This window comes from Rhodococcus sp. WS3, assembly GCF_003797085.1.
In the GTDB taxonomy this organism is placed as follows: domain Bacteria; phylum Actinomycetota; class Actinomycetes; order Mycobacteriales; family Mycobacteriaceae; genus Rhodococcus_F; species Rhodococcus_F globerula.
This window is the reverse complement of the sequence record NZ_RKMA01000001.1, coordinates 1,293,098-1,311,077: the sequence shown is the minus strand read 5'-3', so window position 1 is coordinate 1,311,077 and position 17,980 is coordinate 1,293,098. Positions and strand designations below refer to the sequence as shown.

The window sequence follows — 17,980 nt, the reverse complement described above, 5'->3', positions numbered from 1 at the left end:
GGTCAGCGAGCGGCGAGCCAGGTCGCGGTGACCTGAGCTTCGGTGCGGAACAGGTCGACAAGATTGGTGAGCATCAGCTCTTCCAACTTTCCGCCGACAAAGGGGATGTGCACTTTGGCTTCCGACGACGTCCGCAAGGTGCAGCCTGTTTCGGTGCCGAACAGTTCCATGGTTCCGGTGAGACTGCCCGGTCCGGCCGGGATGGAGGCCTCGTAGGTTCCGGTTACCGTGTCACCGAACGGGCTGTAGGACTCGGTGCGCGTGATGATCAGGTCGTTGCGCATGACGGTCTGCGCGATATCGGGCAGATCGGTGCGGGGTAGGACGTGGTGCAGGACGAGTTCGATTCCGGAATCGCTGACCTCGAAATGTTCCACCCGATTTTCGGAATGCTTGCGCATCTCCTCGACCCGGGCGTCCCAGTATCCGCGATCGGTCAGTGCTTCGTAGACCTGTTCGGGGGAGTGCTGGTAGCGGGCGGAGTAGTCGATGCGTCGAGCCATGATCGCAAACGATACCGGCTACCTGCTGTTACAGAAAAAACCTACCCCGCCCGCAATGCCCTATTTTGCGATCCAGTCCCGCGTGAAGTCCTGCTCCGCCTCGATCAGACGGGTGACCTCGTCGACGATCGCGCTTTCGATCTTGCCGCCGAAAATCGGGATCTTGACCTCGACCTCACCGGTGGCACTCAAGGTGCAACCCGTGTCGTCTCCACTGAGCACCTGGGTGCCCTCGATGCGGGCAGGGACGCCGTCGACGTGCGCCGAGAAGGTTCCCGTCGCGGTTCCGCCGTTGAGCGGTGCGATGGTCTCGCTGCGCTTGATGACGATGTCACCCTTGATGAAGTTGGAGACCATGGAGGGAAGGTGCTCGGCTGGAATGACCTGCGACATGGTGACTGCGACGGTTTCATCCCGGACAGTCAGTTCGTCGATGGTGGCGCCAGGGCCACCTACTGCGGCGATACGGTCACGCCAGTACTGCTCCGACGTCACCGCCTCATGGACCTTGGCGACGGGGACGGTGTACTTCGATGAATGCTCGATGCGACGGCTCACGATTGTGGAGGCTACCGTTTACCGATGTGTGGGACGTAACCATTGGCCAACGCGTCGTAGATTCCGGCGCTTTCGTGTCCGAGAACATTGACCTGTCCGGATTGACGACGCTCCGGGTAGGAGGACCTGCGCGGCTGCTCGCGGAATGCCCGACGACGCAGTCTCTGGTCGACGTCGTTCGGCTTCTCGATCGTGAAAACGTGCCGACGCTGATCTTGGCGGGCGGGTCGAATCTCGTCATTTCGGACGAGGGTTTCGACGGAGTTGTGGTTCGTGTGGCGAACACCACGGTGACCCTCGACACGGATCGTGTTGTCGCAGAGGCCGGCGCCGTGTGGGACGAGGTCGTCGGCCAATCCGTTGCCGCGGAATTGGGCGGACTCGAAGCCCTGTCGGGAATCCCTGGTTCGACGGGCGCAACCCCCGTGCAGAATGTCGGCGCATACGGCGTCGAGGTGGGCTCGCGACTTCGGCGGGTCCAGTTGCTCGATCGCCGCACCGGAGAGGTGTCCTGGGTCGATCCGTCGACTCTGCAACTCGGCTACCGCTCGAGCGTCCTCAAGCATTCGGACGAAGCGCTGGTTCTGGCGGTCGAACTCGACGCGACAACGGATGGACTGAGCGCGCCCCTGGCTTACCGGGAACTGTTCACGGCACTCGATGCTCAGGAAGGTGATCGATTGCCGTCGTCGCAGGTCCGCGAAGCTGTTCTGGGTTTGCGCGCCGGTAAGGCGATGGTGCTCGACCCTTACGATCACGACACGTGGAGCGCGGGTTCCTTCTTCACCAATCCGGTTGTGCCCGAGGATCGGTTGCCCGCAGTTCTTTCCGCTATTACGACGCAGCTCGGGGATGTGACTGTCCCGCAGTATCCGGGGGTCGGCGGAACCAAGCTGTCGGCGGGGTGGCTGATCGAACGAGCCGGCTTTTCCAAGGGATACCCGGGCGAGGACGCGCCGGCTCGGTTGTCGACTCGTCACACACTCGCCCTGACAAACCGCGGCGACGCGAAGTGCTCGGACATCGTGGCTCTCGCCCGCACCGTGCGAGACGGCGTGGACGCCGCGTTCGGTGTGCGTCTCGAGCCGGAACCGGTCACCGTGGGTTGCCGGATATGAGCTGACAATCGTTAGCGCGGGTAGCCTGTTGAGGTGCATCAGCTGGGTATTCGGAGAAAACGTTCGCGTCTTGCTGCTTTGGTAGCTGTTCTGCTTGCGGCGATGCTCGCTGTTGCGGGATGCACCATCGGTGGCGCCGAGACGGCCGGCGAGGCATCACCAGCTGACAAGGCACCCGTTGCGCAGGTTGTCGAGACGCCGGTTGTCGGTGCCAGGGACGTCAGCCCGATCGCCCCGGTATCCGTCACAGTCACCGGCGGCACTCTCGACGAGGTTGCGCTGAACAACTCGGCGGGTACCCCCGTCGCAGGTCAGCTGTCTGCGGACCGGACGTCTTACGTCGTCAGCGAGGCTCTCGGGTACGCGGCCACGTATTCGTGGTCTGGTTCCGCCACCGGCACGGACGGAAAAACCGTTCCTGTCGAGGGCAGTTTCACAACGTTGGCACCCGATTCGCAGACCGGCGGCACCCTCAACATCGCCGACGGTCAGGAAGTCGGAATAGCAGCGCCGATCACCCTCCAGTTCGACAACTCCGTCGTCGACAAAGCAGCAGTGGAGAAGGCGCTTGTTGTCACGAGCGTTCCGGCGACCGCAGGTTCATGGGCGTGGCTGCCGGACGATAACGGGGGCTCGCGCGCGCATTGGCGTCCCGCCGAGTACTGGGTCCCGGGAACCGTCGTTCATCTGGACGCGAAGCTGTACGGACTGAACTACGGCGGCGGCGCGTACGGCGATCAGGACCTCACTCTCGATTTCACTATCGGTCGTAGTCAGATCGTGAAGGCAAACGCGCCCAGCCACCGTATGCAGGTCGTCCGCGACGGCCAGACGATCATGGACATCCCCGTCAGCTACGGCGAAGGCAACGAGGCCCGCAACGTCACGCGCAGCGGCATCCACATGGTGACCGAGAAGTACGAAGATTTCCTCATGTCCAATCCGCCGTTCTACGAGAACGTTCGCGAACGGTGGGCCGTTCGCATTTCCAACAACGGTGAGTTCATCCACGCAAACCCGCAAACCACGGGAGTTCAAGGTTCGTCGAACGTCACCAACGGATGTATCAATCTCTCGATGTCGGATGCGCAGGAGTATTTCGGAACCGCGCTGTACGGCGACCCCGTCGAGGTGACCGGGACGTCGATCGACCTCTCCGCCGCCGACGGCGACATCTACGACTGGGCGATCGATCTCCCGACCTGGAAGTCCATGTCCGCGCTCGCCTGAGCCGCAAGAATCTTTTCTGTCGGCGGAACCCCTGGCATCACCGATGCGTCTATCCAGGTAGACACGGATGAATTCGGGGGATAGTCGTGAGTCTTCATGATGTTGTGGCGGATGGTCTCGCCCTTGTGGCATCGGTGCCCGGTCGTGTCGCCGATGTGGCATTGGCCCCGACCGCTGTGCTCCAACATTTCACCGACGATCGCGGCGAGTTCGACGACACAATCGCCGAAGCATCGAAGGTCGCCGACCTGGAACGCGAAGTGAACTGGGCAATCCGCGATGCACTGACTCCGCGGGCGACGGCGTTGGAGTACAGCGAACACGCCATTCTTGAAGACGATCCCTTCGACGCGATGTCTCATGCTCAGATTTTTGCGCATGTCGACGAGATGAAGCCCGACATTCTTGTCGCGATCGGTAAGGCCTGGACCGAGATATCGGAGCGGGTTGTGAATGGAATCTCGGCCTTCAACCTCGCCGTCGGATCGGCAATCGGTGACGGCTGGCAGGGCAAGGGTGGATCTGTGGCCTTGGAGGCTGTTCTTGCGTACTCAGCTGACGGCCAGGAACTTCAGACACGAGTGCAACTGGTAGCCAACAAAGTCGAAGAAGCAAAGATCGCACTGGGACAGGCAAAACAGTCGATACCGCGTCCAAGCGACGCATCGCTTGGGGAACAGCTCATCAGCATGATTCCAGGGGAGTCGTGGCGTCAGGCGCAACATGAAGCCGAAGAAGCGGAGCGACTGGCGCGCCAGGTCATGAAGGAGATGTACCTGCCGTACATGAAGCGCGCCGATGATCAGGTTCCCGTCCTGCCGCCCGCATTCAATCCCATCACCTCCGGCGGCGGAACCTCCGGTGGCCGTAGTCCGTTCCAGACCGGTACCGATCAGATGTCGTACGAGCAAGCGGCATCCGCTGCGGGCAACTACCAAACATCTGGCGGTGGTAGCGGATTGGAACAGCGCACAGCTGATTCGCCAGGTGGCGCCGGGACTGACCCGGCGGTCGGCGGCGCGGGTAACGGTGCTTCGGCTGGTGGATCAGGTGCGACGCCAGGCGCCGCGGTCGGCGACAGCGGACGGGTATCCGGGTCGGGAATCGGCCAGGGAGAAAGTGGTTCCGGGCCGGCGACTACCTCGGCGGCGTCCGCTGTGCCGCAGTCTGTCGCCGGTGGAACCATCCCTGGTGTCGGACATGGCGCCGGACTTGGTGGAGGTACCGGTCTCACCGGCGGACCTGGGAGTGGCGGATTTGGCGGTGGCGGATCTGCAGGTGGGGCAGGAGGCGGCATCGCGGGCGGTGGATCAGGCGCCAATGGATTGGGCGGCAGTGGTTTGGGTGGCAGTGTGGCAGGCGGCGGCCTGGGCAGTGCCGGCGGCAGCGGTGCCCGCGGCGGTGCGCCAGGCAGTCTCGGAGCAGCCGGTAGCCGGGGCATGATGGCCGGCGGAATGGGAGGCATGGCAGGCGGCCGCGGACAAGGCGACGACGACAAGATGCACGAGACGCCGGGCTACCTCATCACTCTCGACAACGGAAACGAACTGATCGGGGACCTGCCGATGGTCACGCCGCCGGTGCTGGGGCAGTGAACACTGGTGCCGAAGCAGTGAACACACAGTCACAGTGGCGCTTCACCGGAATGGAATTCCAGATTCTATGGGAAGCCGTAGGTCGGGACAGATTGCCGTACCCATTGAAATTCCGTCCGGCGGCCGAAACCATGACCGAACTGACTATGCAGCGGAAAAACGCGGCACTGCGGATCCGGCAGATTCTCGACGAGAGTATGACCGACGCGTTGCAGATACTGGCGGAGCCCACTGTACGCATCGAAGTGTCAGGATTTCACGGCGCCCGGATGAACATGGTGACACGGCTGCACGGTGCGATCGCCGGCGAGTGGGGAGTGCTGGTTCAGCAGTTGCCCGGTGCGGCAGCTGATTCCGGCTCCGATGTTGTTCTTTCGGTGCAACGGGCATCGGTGCTGGTGTCCGCGATGGTGACGCACCTGCCGCAATGCCCGGCGGGGAAGGTTCGGGTCGCGTCGACTCGGAACACGAAACATATTCCGGGAGAGTCGATCCTGAGTCGAGCCGACGATCCGCGACCAGCGCAGGAGTTGGTGAGGTTCTTTCGTCGGCCGCGCACGTCGATCGGTGAAATCACTATCTCGTCGGGCAGTGCCATAGACAGCAGACCGAACCGGGGCGACGTTGTCTTTCAATGGAACGACTTTGCCGACGACGGTAGGTACATCGTGAGAGGTGGTGAAACGCTCAGCGCTGTTGCGGCTTCCGCCCTCGACGTGGAAACGGCGATCATGGCCGCCGTTTCCACGAAGAGGCAACAACGCTAGGTGGTTGGGCTTGTGCTAGGTCGTAGTGCGGTGGAAGCGTCCAGCACCTGCCTGATCGCGAGGACGCACGACGATCTGATCCAGGTTCACATGTGACGGACGTGCCGCGACAAAGCCGATGATCTCGGCGATGTCCTGAGCCACAAGCGGAGTGATGCCTTCGTACACCTTGTCGGCCTTCTCCTGATCGCCCTCGAAACGGACCAGGGAGAATTCGGTTTCGACGGCGCCGGGAGCGATCTCCGTCAACCGAACGGGCTTGCCCAACAATTCGCCGCGCAGGGTCCGATGCAGAACGGCCTGAGCATGTTTGGCGGTGGTGTACCCGGAACCGTTGTCGTATGCCTCGAGTGCGGCGATCGAGGTGATGGTGACCACCAAACCGTCGCCGGAGTCGATGAGCTTGGGCAGCAACGCTTTTGTGACCCGCAAAGTGCCCAGCACATTGGTTTCCCACATCCAGCGCCAGTCGTCGAGATCGGCCTCCATGACTGTCGCCAGGCCCTTGGCACCGCCCGCATTGTTCACCAGGACGTCGACGCGGGGCAGGACCGCGGCAAATGCGTCGACGGAATCCTCGTCGGTGACGTCGAGTTCGAGCGCAGTGCCGCCGATCTCCTCGGCGATCTTCTCGAGGCGATCGAGGCGCCGGGCCCCGATCACCACGTGAAATCCCTGATCGGCAAGCGTGCGGGCAGTGGCCTCGCCGATTCCGGAGCTGGCTCCGGTGACAACAGCGACGCGGGCATCGGAAGAAATGGTCATGACGCAATCGTAGGGCTAGTCGGCCGCGTACTCTGCCTCCCGCTCGATGGATTCGATGTGACGGGCCGGGACCTGGACGGTTCCCGGGGTGTACGTGACGGCTCGGAGCGCGCCGCTGTAGCGGAAGCTGCCGCGTCGACTGTGCAGGTCCCAGGACACCGGTCCACGCGCATCGACGCCGACCGAGATGCCGGTCCACGGCGCCATGCCCACAAGTTGGACCTGATCGCGGAGGTGGCCGGCCGGAACGCCGTCGACGCTGACGTCGAGGTTCCAGCGCAGGCGCGGCGCGACTCTCACCGCAACGTCGATGCGGGTGCTGCCCACCGCGAGCGGCCCGGTGTCGATGCTTCGGTAGTCCCCGAACGCGTTGTATCCGAGATGGAGATGGCCGTCTTCGACGTACAGGATGTACCCGCCTTGGGGGTCGCCGTGCGCTACGAGGACGCCGGAGTCGTCGCCCTGGTAGCCGCTCAGTTCTACGGTGATGTCGAAGTCGCGGAAGGCGATGAGCCGAGACGATCGGTATCGCTCGAGGGTTGGGGTTCCTGCCAGGATTCGCACCGGCCGCGACAGCACTTGTTCCTCGGGCCGACGCACCGCTCCGACGCCGTTGCCCAACAGCGGGAAGACGGTGTTCGCCCACGCCGAGTTGTCCCAGGCGTCGGCAAGTTCGCGGACCTTGTCCGGGTACTGCGCGGCGAGATTGTTCAGTTCGGTGGGGTCTGCGGTGACGTCGAACAGTTGCCAGTCGGGTTCGTCGATGTTGTCGGGTGCCAGCGCCAGCAGTTTCCAGCCGTCCTTGTAGTACCCGCGGTTGCCGGTCATTTCGGTGTATTGCTCGGTGTGGGAGCTCGGTGCCACCGGTGAATGTAGAACGTGGGCAGCCGAGACTCCGTCGAACTCCTTGGCGGGAAGGCCATGACGCACGGTCGGAACGTCGATGCCCGCAAGATCGAGGAGGGTGGGGGTCAGATCGGTGACGTAGGCAAACTGGTCTCGAATGCCGTTGTCGGCCGCAGCCGGTTTGATACCGGCCGGCCAGGACAGGACAAACGGCACTCGGACGCCACCGGCAAACGATTGGCCCTTGTAGAACCGGAACGGGGTGTTGGACGTCTGTCCCCATCCGCGAGGGTAGTGAACCCCCAACTGCGGACCACCGATCAACGATTCGTCGTGCGGGACATCGCCCACCCACTCGGGATCCTGCACGTGCGCGAACTGCGCGAAGTAGCTGCGCGTGCCGTCCGAACCACCCTCGGCCGTGCCACCGTTGTCGGAGGTGAAGACGATGATGGTGTTGTCCAACTCTCCGAGTTCTTCGAGCGTCTCGACAATGCGGCCAACGCTTTGATCAACCGAATCCACCATGCCTGCATAGACTTCCATGTAACGGGCAAACCGCGACTGTTGCTCCGATGTCAGGGAATCCCATTCGGGAACGTCGAAGCCAGGCTCGGAATTACGCGGTGCTTGCCGCGTACCTTCGGGGAACAGTCCCGCCGCGAGCTGAGCAGCAAAGCGGGATTCACGGATTCGGTCCCAGCCTTCGTTGTAGCGGCCCCGGTACTTGGCTTGATCTTCGGGTTTGGCTTGCAACGGCCCGTGCATGGCGACGTGCGCAAAGTAGAGGAAGAACGGCTTCTCCGCATCGTGTGCCCGAAGGTCCTTGATGTAGCTGACAGCTTTGTCGGTGAGATCGTCTGTCAGATAGTAATTCTCGGGATACTCGTCGACGTCGACGACGGAGTTGTCGGAGATCAATTGATTGGGGTAGTAGAAGGAATTGAGGCCTTCGAGTGATCCGTAGTAGCGGTCGAATCCGCGCTGCGTCGGCCAGGAGTCGCGGCTGCGACCCGGCGCGAGGTTGGCATCACGCACGAGGTGCCATTTACCGACGGCGTATGTGGCGTAACCGGATTCGCGAAGGATCTCAGGCAGGGTCAGGATGTCGTCACCAAGCTCGAGCCGTAAGCCCGGGTAGCCGGGGTCGGCGTTTGCCACGAACCCGTATCCCGCGCGATGTGGATTGACTCCGGTCAGGAGCGCTGCCCGAGAGGGTGAGCACAGCGGCGTCGTGTGATAGTTGGTGAGCCGAACACCTTGTGCAGCAAGTCGGTCCAGGGTCGGTGTCTCGATCTCCGATCCGAACGGGCCGATGTCGCTGTATCCCATGTCGTCGATCAAGACGACCACGATGTTGGGGGCATCCGACGCCGGTGACGCTGTCGACGGCCAAGACGGGATCGAGTCGGCTGCGGTACGGCCGATCCGGCCACCGAACCCCTCGTAGCCGCGTGCGTGTGGTGGGGGAGTGGTGTCTGCGCCGGTCATGTCAGCACTAAAACAGCTGTATTTGCGGTTGGCCATAGTTGCATTCACTGTGATCGTTACCGCACCCGATTTGTGAAACTGGGCAGAGCTGCTATTTTTGGATCTATGTCGACCGACCAGCCTGCCGCTTTGCGCGTCACCTATGTGACCGCTGCGTTGGGGTCGCGTCTGCCTCTGGCACGCGAACTGTGTTGTTGCCGCCGTTCTTTCTGCAGCTAATTTTCTGCGCCGCTCTCCACCCTTTCTTCCTTGACCAGCATTGATGCCGGTCCGAGGGCTGAAGTGTGCGCTTTCTCCTCCTTCTGCAAGGGACTGCCATGTCGACCCCCACACTTACTGCCCCGCAGCTTCGATCACGAACCGTCCTCTCCGGACCGCGGCCTCAGGTTGTTGCACCTGAGCTGCGCATCGCCGACGGACCGGCGGCTACGGTCCTCCGCATCGCTCGGCTGCGAGGCCCGATTTCGCGGGACACTGCTGCCAAGGCCTCCGGGTTGAGCATTGCAACCGTCAATCGGCAGGTCACGAGCCTGCTCGACCTCGGAGTGGTCCGTGAGCGAGCAGATCTGATTGCCTCAGGTGCCATCGGTCGCCCCAAGGTTCCGTTCGAGGTGAATCACGAGCCGTATCTGACGGTCGGCATCCACATCGGTGCAGCCGTCACCAGCATCATTGCCAGCGATATTCGGGGCCGGGTGCTCGGCGCCGTCGAAATCCCGACGCCCACCACCAATTCATCTGTTGCACTCGCGACCATCGCGCGTTCGGCAAAATCGTTCACATCCCGGTGGCACAAACGTCGACCGCTGGCTGTCGGCGTTGCGATCGGTGGACGCGTCGACTCTGCTACCGGCGTGGTCGACCACCCCCGATTGGGATGGAAGGGAGCAAAGGTCGGCGCCGTCATCGGAGCCGGATTGGGCTTGCCGGTTTCGGTTGCCGCGCACGTCGAGGCCATGGCCGCATCGGAATTGCTGCTGAGCGCCGATCGCACCGAGACACCGGCTACCGGGACCACTGCGCTGTACTTCTATGCGCGCGAAACATCAGGCATTGCGATCACTTTCGAGGGTCGCGTGCACACCCCGTCCAGCGGACCGGGCTCGATCGCGCACCTGCCGACGGGGTCGTCGGCCCGGTGCGCCTGCGGTTCCGTGGGGTGCTTGGAAGCGACCATCAGCGATCGAGCGATTGTGACGCAGGCGCTGTCGAGCGGCGCGGTGATTCAGGGTAGCGAGCGCATCACCATCGCCGACGTGTACGCGGCGGCCTCTGCCGGTTCGGCTGCGGCACATGAACTCCTGGTCGAACGAGCACGGGTGCTGGGTCGCACGGTGGCGCTGTTGCGTGATCTGTTCAACCCGGATCGTGTGATCCTCGGTGGCCAGGCTTTCACCGACTACCCGGCCGGCGCGCCGTATGTCGCCGAGGCTTTCTCGACGACATCGTCCCTGGAGCGTAAGGACATTCGGATCACCGGCTTCGGGAATCGGGTGCAGGAATATGCGTCGACCGTGGTGTCGCTGAGCTCGCTGTTCGCTGATCCGGCCGCAGCGATGCGCCGGGCCGCCGTAATCTGACTTCGTCTGTGCCGGTTACAGCTCCGGCCGGTCGAGTACCCGCAACCACCGTCCGTCGGGCTGGCGGCGCGCAACCTGAGTGCGTCCGCCGGTACCGTCGGCCGGCGCAGTGGAGGTCATCGCGAGATCACCGCTGACGACCGTCGGCAGCGCCTTCTCGACGGTGAACGTGGGTGCGGCAGCGAGCATCTGTGCGATCACGTCGCGGATGGCAGAACGCCCGACGGTAAGTGAACCGGGCGGAAATGCCATCACGGCGCCCTCTTCGTAGAGTCCCGCTACTGCGTCGGCGTCACCGGCGTTGGCGAACTCGACAAAGAGGCGAGCGAGGTCTTCCGGGGTCCGGGCTTCTCGAGTTGTGTCTGTTGTTGTCATGCCTCCATCGTGCTGCGATGCTGATGATAAGTCCAAGATCTGGTTTGTCTCGTAGCTAGAATCAAAAGTTATGGAACTTCGGCAACTCGAGTACTTCGTCGCAGTGGTCGACGAAGCGAATTTCACCCGCGCGGCCGAGCGTCTACACGTCGCTCAACCAGGTGTGAGTGCGCAGATCAAACGCCTCGAGCGGGAGTTGGGGCAGGAACTGCTCGATCGAAGCAGCCGGACCGTACGTCCCACCGAAGCGGGGCGCGCTGTGCTGCCCCACGCTCGCGCTGCCCTGGCCTCCGTGGACAGCGTCCGCGACGTCGTGGACGCGCTGAAAGGATTGGTCCGAGGCTCGGTTTCCGTCGGGATGGTGACGGCCTGTGCTTCGGCTGACCTGACAGATCTCCTGGCTCGGCTGCACCTCCGACATCCGGGTCTGGATATCTCTCTGGCCGAAGATGATTCACGCAACCTTCTTGCCGGTGTCGCGGACGGAACCTTCGACATAGCGGTTGTCGGGGTGGCGGGGGAGCTGCCCGAGGGCCTCGAATCCCGCGTGATCACCGATGAGCGACTGGTGGCGGGAGTGGCCGCGAATCATCCACTTGCCGAACGGGATACTCTGCCGTTCGCGGAACTCGGGACGCGGTCCGTGATCTGCCTTCCGTCGGGAACCGGTATCAGGACGTGCCTCGACGCGGCCTGCGCGGCGGTAGGCGTCGCCCCCACAGTTGCGCTCGAGGCCAGCAATCTCGGGATTATCGTCTCACTGGCAGCGCAGGGGTTGGGGATGGCGGTAATCCCGGAATCCGCAGTGGGACAGTTGCATCGGATCAACCTCGAACCTGAGGCCCGGTCCCGCTTGGAACTGGTGTGGCGCGCCTGCGGCGGCAAGAATCCGGCGGCGTCGGCGCTCATAGATCTGGCGCGATCTGCTCCCGTCTCGTGACTTCCGATTGGGCGCGGTCCAACCCGCCGTGCTCGAGGGCCGCGAGGTGAGAAGTGTCGGTCCAGTACACAGCGCCTCGCCGACGTACGGTCACAGTCAACGTGGCACCCAGATGTTCCAGTGCGCCAGGAACGTTGCGGCGCTGCGCGGGAAGAGGTACCGGGAGGATATGGGCGTCCGACAGGGGAGCGCTGCCCTCGATCTCGACACTCCAGAGGTGATTGCGGCCGCGTAGTGTCCAGCGGTCGTCGGCAACCACTGTGGTCACGGGCGAGGTGACCGGGTTTCCCAGCCGGAATACGGTTCCGTCGGGCAGTGCGACAACAACGGCGGTGACTTCGGTGCGAAGCGGCCCCGCGCTGATCTGCCCGCCTGCGAAGGCGATACATGCATTCGGGTCGGTGAACCCCTGAGCCTGGCCCCACCACCAGGATTCGGGGAAACCACCCTTGCCCCAGTTCTTCTCGCCGTACACCTGTGCTCCGGTGAGATCCCAGGTCTCGCCGTCGATGATCGCGGCGCCCTCGGCTCTGCCACCGAGAAGCCACGGATGCCAGTACTGATTGAGAGCGGGAACAGACTGGAAATAGCTGGAACCGCCGAAGCGTCGACGCGGCCAGAATCGCTGGTTCGAGATGCGAACGTCCAGACGCGCGGTCTCGAGATCGGCGTGTACCTGATCCGTCGTGCCGCGAAAAGCGTTGTCCGCATAGGCCCCTAGCCGGTCAGGATCGGCATATCCGCCGGGATGCTCTGTGTCGCTGAGGAAACCGCCGGGATGCGCGGCTATCGCGAGCGTCGACCAATGGCCGTCGGCCGCTCGATTGATTCCGGCCAGTGCAATGACAACGCGGCCGCTTTCCGGCAGCGTGAACCGCCAGAAATAGCCTTCCATCGCAACATCGTGCGAGGCAAGTAGATTGCCGTACGGCGCGGTGGCGCCGGATGACCGGTACCCGGGAAGGTTCACGGCCCCAACACTGCCTGGGATGCCGTGACCTGAGCGACCAGACGGCCCTCGTCGTCCCGGAGTTCGGTGACTATCGCGATGGTGCTGCGGCCGGCATGCAGTGGCCGGGCAGTTGCAGTGACGGTGCCCTTGCGGACACCCCGAGTGAAGACCGTCGACGAACTGGTAGTCGAGGTGCCGGCGCCGGGTGGCAGGTTGAGGAATGCACAGACGGCGCCGACGCTGTCTGCCAGCGTCATCAAGGCGCCGCCGTGCATTCCGTTACCGGCGGTGGTGCGGTGGTTGTCCCAATCGAGGTGCCCGACAACCTCTTCGGAGGTCGCACTGTCCAACTGCACTCCGGTATGAACGGCAAAAGGCATGCTCGCGACAAGCTGTTCGAGGTCCATGCCTACCGATGCTAACCAGAAGTCGAAGCCGATGTGGAGCTTCGGCTACAGCGGAAGCGCAGTTTCCGACAGGCCGTCCGGGGCGTTGCGTCGACGGAACCACTCGGTACCGAATGCCGCGGTGAGCTGCTCGGTGGGCATTTCGAGGAACGGCCCGAAATCCCCGACCTGTGTGGCGTGCGCGTACATGGCCGCGCGCTTCGAGCTGATCACCGAACTGACGTCGACGGCCGTGGTGAGCTGTTCGGCTGGAAGGCCGAACGTCTCGATGTCCGGTGGCTGTGCTTCTTCCGTCCACTCCGGGTTGGCAAGCATCAGCATCTTCATGTGATCGCGGTTGGTGGACGCCTCGTAGACGAGCGGTGTGCCCGCGAGCTCAGCCGCCCGAATGCCGACGTAGTGCACCTGAATGTGGTCCGGGTGTCCGTAACCACCATTGGCGTCGTAGATCGTCAGGATGTCGGCGTTCTCCTCGCGAAGAACTTCTGCCAGACGCTCGGCCGCCTCGTCGACTTCGGCATTGCAGAAAGCGTCGGGATTCTCGTTCTCGGGGGTGCCGACCATTCCGGAATCCGGATAGTGCAGCGACACGACACGGCTGGCACCGAGGGCATCGGTGGACGCCTCGAGTTCGCGGCTGCGACGCTCCGCCAATGATTCGTGCTCGTCCAACAGGCCGTCGGGATACTCACCCAGCGCACCGTCGGTGGCCGTGACGACAACAACGCGATGACCCGCGTCGGCAGCCATTCTCATGACGCCACCCGTGATGAATACTTCGTCGTCGGGATGGGCGTGGAAACACACCAGGACACTCATTCGCGCAATCGTAGGGCAAGCTACCGACAGGTCAACTCGAGCCGGGATTTGTGGTGGCTGCACATATTCTGTGAACCTTGTGGGGTGCACGAGAATCAGTCATGACCAGTTCCGACGATAAAGGCCTGATGGGGGCATATCGCGAAATATTCGCCGCCCCTGGCGCCATTGCCTTCTCCGCCGCCGGTTTCATCGCGCGGTTGCCGATCGCGATGATCGGCATCGGAATCGTGACGATGATCTCGCAACTTCGTGGTGACTACGGGCTGGCCGGCGCGCTCGCAGCAGTATTTGCGCTGTCCTGCGCCGTCATAGCGCCGTTGGTGTCCCGCACGGTGGATCGATTCGGGCAGCGCGCGGTTCTGCCCCTGGCCGCTGCGGTCAGCGCCATCTCGATCGGTGCGCTGCTGCTGTCCGTGAGATTCGAAGCGCCGGACTGGCTGCTGTTCGCTCTGGTGATCCCGGCCGGTGCGACCCCGACGATCGGTGCGATGGTTCGCGCCAGGTGGGTTGCGATCTACGTCGGAAAACCTGAGTTGCGCACAGCTTTTGCGTTCGAATCCGTCGTCGACGAACTCTGTTTCGTGGTGGGGCCGGTGCTCTCGGTCGGTCTGAGCATCGGGTTGTTTCCCGAAGCCGGTCCGCTCGCGGGAGTAATTCTTCTTGTGGTCGGCACGCTCCTACTGGTGGCGCAGCGATCGACGGAACCCAAGATTCATCCGCGCATACCGGGCCGGGGACGCTCGGTTCTCGCGAACCCGGCGATGTGGATCGTCATCATCGTGATGGTGATGCTGGGAACCATGTTCGGCGTCATCGACGTCGGTGCCATCGCGTTCACCCAGGAACAGAACTCGCCCGGGTCGGCGACCGTCGTCCTCGCCCTGTTTGCCGGCGGATCGGGAATCGTGGGCTTGGTGTTCGGGTCCCGGCACCCGACGCGCTCGCTACGCGGACAGCTGATGATCGCGTCCATTGCCGTCACCGTGCTGAGCATTCCGCTCCTGCTGGTCGGCAACGTCGCGGGACTGGCAGCGGCCTACATCCTGGCCGGCGCGACAATCGCGCCGACGCTCATCATCGCCACAGCTCTTGTCGAGCAGATCGTCCCACCCGAGAAACTCACCGAAGGTATGACGCTGACGGTGACCGGCCTGGGCGTCGGCGTGGCGCTCGGATCCGCGCTGGCGGGGCAGCTGATCGACCGCTACGGAGTCTCGTCGGCGTACACGCTTGCCGTCGGCGCAGCGGTCACAGCCTCTATCGTGACGGCATGTCTATTCGTGAAGCCGTCAGCGTCGACGGCACGTCCATCGTCTACCGAGTAACCGGAAACCCGGAAGCAACCCCGCTGGTCCTGCTGCACGGCTGGGCACAGTCCTCGCAGTGCTGGGGTGAGCAGGTTCTGAGCGAACTGGCATCCTCGCACCGGTTGATCGCCGTTGATCTACGCGGCCACGGATACTCCGACGCCCCCGAAGACGGTTACGACAACAGCGCGAACTGGGCCGGCGATGTTGCCGCTGTCCTGGCAGCCGAGGGCATCACCGAGAAAGCCGTGTTGCTCGGGTGGTCGTACGGCGGGCTCGTGATCTGCGATTACCTGGCAGCGCACGGAACGCACGCTGTGGCCGGCGTTGTCCTGGTCGGCGCGATCACGAGCATCGGACGCGGTGAGAAGGGCGGCAAGGTGGGTGCGGCAATGCGCAGCGCTGTTCCCGGTGCCATGTCGGAAGATCCCCGCGAGGCGATTCGGGCACTCGGCGCGTTCGGCAACGCGCTCACCGGCCCGCCGGAAGGCAAAGGGGCCCAGTCGCAGGCCCTGTTCGGTGCGAGCCTCGCGACCCGCCCGCGAGTGCGGGCGGCACTGTTCAACCGTGCGGTCGGTCACGACGAACTGCTCCGTTCCCTCGACATCCCGGCGCTGGTTCTGCACGGCACCGAAGACTCCGTTGTCGACGTGAGTGCAGGTAAGCACGCCGAAGAGCTGATTCCGAAGTCGCAGGCGTCGTACTGGGACGGCTGCGATCACGGGCCGTTCGTGGAGGATCCGACCCGATTCGTGTCCGAAGTGAGAACGTTCGTCTCCAGCCTCGGTTAGAGTTCGCGCCCGGTGAGGGGGCACTATGGAGTCGTGACACCCACGCACACTTCGCGCCCTCGCCGGGTGGCCGTACTGTCGGTCCACACCTCGCCCTTGGCGCAACCAGGCACCGGTGATGCAGGTGGGATGAACGTCTACGTCCTGCAATCCGCGATTCAGTTGGCAAAACGTGGTGTCGAGGTGGAGATTTTCACCCGCGCGACGTCATCGGCAGACGCTCCCGTCGTCGAAGCCGCACCGGGGGTTCGGGTGCGCAACGTCGCCGCCGGTCCGTTCGAGGGCCTCGACAAGGCAGATCTCCCGACGCAACTCTGCGCGTTTGTCGCCGGAGTCCTGCGAGAGGAAGCGCGTCGTGAACCGGGCTATTACAGCCTGATTCACTCGCACTACTGGCTGTCCGGGCAGGTCGGCTGGTTGGCTCGGGACCGCTGGGGCGTTCCGCTCGTCCACACCGCGCACACTCTTGCCGCCGTCAAGAACCTGTCGATGGCAGAGGGGGACACGCCCGAACCCGCCGCTCGACAGATCGGTGAGCAACAGGTTGTGGCCGAGTCCGATCGACTTGTTGCCAACACCACCGACGAAGCCAAGGCTCTCCACGAGTTGTACGGGGCCGACCCGACGCGCATCGACGTCGTCGCGCCTGGCGCGGATCTGACGCTCTATCGTCCGGGCGATCGTGATCGGGCCAGGGCGTCGTTCGGCCTGAATCCCAACGAAGTGATCGTGACGTTTGTCGGTCGCATTCAACCCCTCAAGGCGCCGGACGTCCTTCTGCGTGCAGCTGCGGAAGTCATCAGCCGCCATCCCGGATTGCCGCTACGCATCCTGGTCGTCGGTGGTCCCTCCGGCACCGGGTTGGCTCAGCCGGACGTCTTGATCGAACTGGCGCGCACCCTCGGCATCACGGCGCAGGTGACCTTCCTGCCGCCGCAAGCGCCGACGCGCCTGGCCGATGTGTATCGGGCGTCGGATCTTGTTGCGGTGCCGAGCTATTCGGAATCATTCGGCCTGGTGGCCATCGAGGCTCAAGCCTGTGGGACTCCCGTGATCGCCGCTGACGTCGGTGGTTTGGGTGTTGCCGTTCGCAACGGTGAGACGGGCCTACTGGTGCAGGGGCACAAGACTCAGGATTGGGCAGGCGCTCTCGAAGCGCTGGTCACCGAACCCGCGCGTCTGGAAACTCTTGCCGAGCGCGCTCCGCGTCACGCGGAGAACTTCTCGTGGGAACACACCGCGGACGGACTTCTCGAGAGCTACCGCAAAGCCGCCGTCAACTACAACAACGGAACCGGTCCCAGCGACTTCTCGCCCCGCCGCGCGCGGGGACTGTGGCGTCTGCGGCGGACCGGAGGAGTGCGTACATGAGCAGTGTTTCCGACATCATCGAGCAGGCCCTCACCGAGCGTGAACTCGAATTCACGAAGCGCGACGGCACCCATTTCATCGTCGAACTTCCCGGTGAGCACAAACTCAAGACGTCGACTTTGCTGACCGTCGGGAACCACGGTGTGCGGGTCGAAGCCTTTGTGTGCCGCAAGGTCGACGAGAACTTCGAGGGTGTCTACAAGTTCCTGCTCAAGCGGAACCGTCGCCTGTACGGGGTGGCGTACACGCTCGACAAGGTCGGGGACATCTACCTCGTCGGCAAGATCTCCGAACATGCGGTGACCGGTGACGAACTCGATCGAGTTCTCGGCCAGGTCCTCGAGGCTGCGGACGGCGATTTCAACGTCATCCTCGAACTCGGATTCTTCTCGTCCATCAAGCGTGAATGGGCATGGCGCGTCTCGCGTGGGGAGTCGCTGGCGAACCTGCAACCGTTCAAGCATCTGATCGAAGAAGCGGACGGCGAGAAAGCGGACGCTGAAGAATTGGACACTGCCGCCGAGAAGTGATGCGTGAGACATATCGGCGATGTGTCCCGTAG

General features: G+C 63.5%; 18 protein-coding genes. 10 read left to right on the top strand and 8 right to left on the bottom strand.

The genetic code is table 11. The features are described 5' to 3' along the window. Window positions 1-2: 2 nt before the first annotated feature. The gene (locus EEB13_RS06000) at window positions 3-503 is read right to left on the bottom strand and encodes a DUF2505 domain-containing protein (RefSeq protein ID WP_045063896.1); all 501 of its coding nucleotides are present in this window, start codon (window positions 501-503) and stop codon (window positions 3-5) included. A gap of 60 nt (window positions 504-563) precedes the next feature. Beyond that, entirely contained in the window at window positions 564-1,061 is a 498-nt protein-coding gene (locus tag EEB13_RS05995) for a DUF2505 domain-containing protein (protein ID WP_033235518.1), read from the bottom strand. A 74-nt stretch (window positions 1,062-1,135) separates the two neighbouring features. Between EEB13_RS05995 and EEB13_RS05990 the strand changes: the two genes are divergently transcribed. The 4 genes from EEB13_RS05990 to EEB13_RS05975 all read left to right on the top strand — a co-directional run bounded on the left by EEB13_RS05990 (window position 1,136) and on the right by EEB13_RS05975 (window position 5,771). Continuing rightward, window positions 1,136-2,179 carry a UDP-N-acetylmuramate dehydrogenase gene (locus EEB13_RS05990; protein ID WP_141484836.1) on the top strand — a complete coding sequence of 348 codons (1,044 nt, stop codon included), beginning with the start codon at window positions 1,136-1,138 and terminating at the stop codon, window positions 2,177-2,179. Between the two features lie 33 nt (window positions 2,180-2,212). Further along, entirely contained in the window at window positions 2,213-3,409 is a 1,197-nt protein-coding gene (locus EEB13_RS05985; RefSeq protein ID WP_033235517.1) for an Ig-like domain-containing protein, read from the top strand. Window positions 3,410-3,495: 86 nt separating this feature from the next. Further along, window positions 3,496-5,004, top strand: coding sequence for a hypothetical protein (locus EEB13_RS05980; protein WP_141484835.1), 1,509 nt, complete (start codon window positions 3,496-3,498; stop codon window positions 5,002-5,004). 50 nt (window positions 5,005-5,054) lie between these two features. Continuing rightward, on the top strand, window positions 5,055-5,771 hold the full coding sequence (locus tag EEB13_RS05975) for an ESX secretion-associated protein EspG (RefSeq protein ID WP_261984534.1): 717 nt from the start codon (window positions 5,055-5,057) through the stop codon (window positions 5,769-5,771). 15 nt (window positions 5,772-5,786) lie between these two features. Here EEB13_RS05975 and EEB13_RS05970 read toward each other — a convergent pair whose 3' ends face one another. Beyond that, the gene (locus EEB13_RS05970; protein ID WP_033235516.1) at window positions 5,787-6,536 is read right to left on the bottom strand and encodes an SDR family NAD(P)-dependent oxidoreductase; all 750 of its coding nucleotides are present in this window, start codon (window positions 6,534-6,536) and stop codon (window positions 5,787-5,789) included. Window positions 6,537-6,551: 15 nt separating this feature from the next. Next, window positions 6,552-8,873, bottom strand: coding sequence for an arylsulfatase (locus EEB13_RS05965; RefSeq protein ID WP_141484833.1), 2,322 nt, complete (start codon window positions 8,871-8,873; stop codon window positions 6,552-6,554). 317 nt (window positions 8,874-9,190) lie between these two features. On the opposite strand from EEB13_RS05965, the gene EEB13_RS05960 reads away from it, so the two are divergent. Next, a complete protein-coding gene (locus EEB13_RS05960; RefSeq protein ID WP_033235783.1) occupies window positions 9,191-10,453 on the top strand; it encodes an ROK family protein in 1,263 nt (420 codons plus the stop codon). A gap of 15 nt (window positions 10,454-10,468) precedes the next feature. Here EEB13_RS05960 and EEB13_RS05955 read toward each other — a convergent pair whose 3' ends face one another. Then, window positions 10,469-10,828 carry a YybH family protein gene (locus tag EEB13_RS05955; protein WP_033235515.1) on the bottom strand — a complete coding sequence of 120 codons (360 nt, stop codon included), beginning with the start codon at window positions 10,826-10,828 and terminating at the stop codon, window positions 10,469-10,471. Window positions 10,829-10,898: 70 nt separating this feature from the next. Here EEB13_RS05955 and EEB13_RS05950 point away from each other — a divergent pair, with 70 nt between their 5' ends. Then, the gene (locus EEB13_RS05950; RefSeq protein WP_033235514.1) at window positions 10,899-11,768 is read left to right on the top strand and encodes a LysR family transcriptional regulator; all 870 of its coding nucleotides are present in this window, start codon (window positions 10,899-10,901) and stop codon (window positions 11,766-11,768) included. Here the strand turns inward: EEB13_RS05950 and EEB13_RS05945 are convergent. Genes EEB13_RS05945 through EEB13_RS05935 form a run of 3 tightly spaced genes read right to left on the bottom strand, consistent with a single transcriptional unit; the run spans window position 11,734 to window position 13,946 of the window. Further along, on the bottom strand, window positions 11,734-12,738 hold the full coding sequence (locus EEB13_RS05945) for a tocopherol cyclase family protein (protein ID WP_033235513.1): 1,005 nt from the start codon (window positions 12,736-12,738) through the stop codon (window positions 11,734-11,736). The genes EEB13_RS05950 and EEB13_RS05945 overlap by 35 nt on opposite strands. Further along, a complete protein-coding gene (locus tag EEB13_RS05940) occupies window positions 12,735-13,127 on the bottom strand; it encodes a PaaI family thioesterase (protein ID WP_033235512.1) in 393 nt (130 codons plus the stop codon). The genes EEB13_RS05945 and EEB13_RS05940 overlap by 4 nt, the downstream gene beginning before the upstream one ends. A gap of 45 nt (window positions 13,128-13,172) precedes the next feature. Further along, window positions 13,173-13,946, bottom strand: coding sequence for a PIG-L family deacetylase (locus tag EEB13_RS05935; RefSeq protein ID WP_033235511.1), 774 nt, complete (start codon window positions 13,944-13,946; stop codon window positions 13,173-13,175). A 101-nt stretch (window positions 13,947-14,047) separates the two neighbouring features. On the opposite strand from EEB13_RS05935, the gene EEB13_RS05930 reads away from it, so the two are divergent. From EEB13_RS05930 to EEB13_RS05915, 4 genes are read left to right on the top strand one after another with little or no spacing between them, the layout of a single operon-like run. After that, the gene (locus tag EEB13_RS05930) at window positions 14,048-15,274 is read left to right on the top strand and encodes an MFS transporter (protein WP_095886744.1); all 1,227 of its coding nucleotides are present in this window, start codon (window positions 14,048-14,050) and stop codon (window positions 15,272-15,274) included. Further along, a complete protein-coding gene (locus EEB13_RS05925) occupies window positions 15,220-16,047 on the top strand; it encodes an alpha/beta fold hydrolase (RefSeq protein WP_045063884.1) in 828 nt (275 codons plus the stop codon). The genes EEB13_RS05930 and EEB13_RS05925 overlap by 55 nt, the downstream gene beginning before the upstream one ends. 12 nt (window positions 16,048-16,059) lie before the next feature. Continuing rightward, window positions 16,060-17,418 carry a D-inositol-3-phosphate glycosyltransferase gene (gene mshA / locus EEB13_RS05920; protein WP_187328498.1) on the top strand — a complete coding sequence of 453 codons (1,359 nt, stop codon included), beginning with the start codon at window positions 16,060-16,062 and terminating at the stop codon, window positions 17,416-17,418. Continuing rightward, window positions 17,415-17,948 (top strand): YbjN domain-containing protein, encoded by a 534-nt coding sequence (locus EEB13_RS05915; RefSeq protein ID WP_051730615.1) that lies wholly within the window; start codon window positions 17,415-17,417, stop codon window positions 17,946-17,948. The genes mshA and EEB13_RS05915 overlap by 4 nt, the downstream gene beginning before the upstream one ends. Window positions 17,949-17,980: the final 32 nt, after the last annotated feature.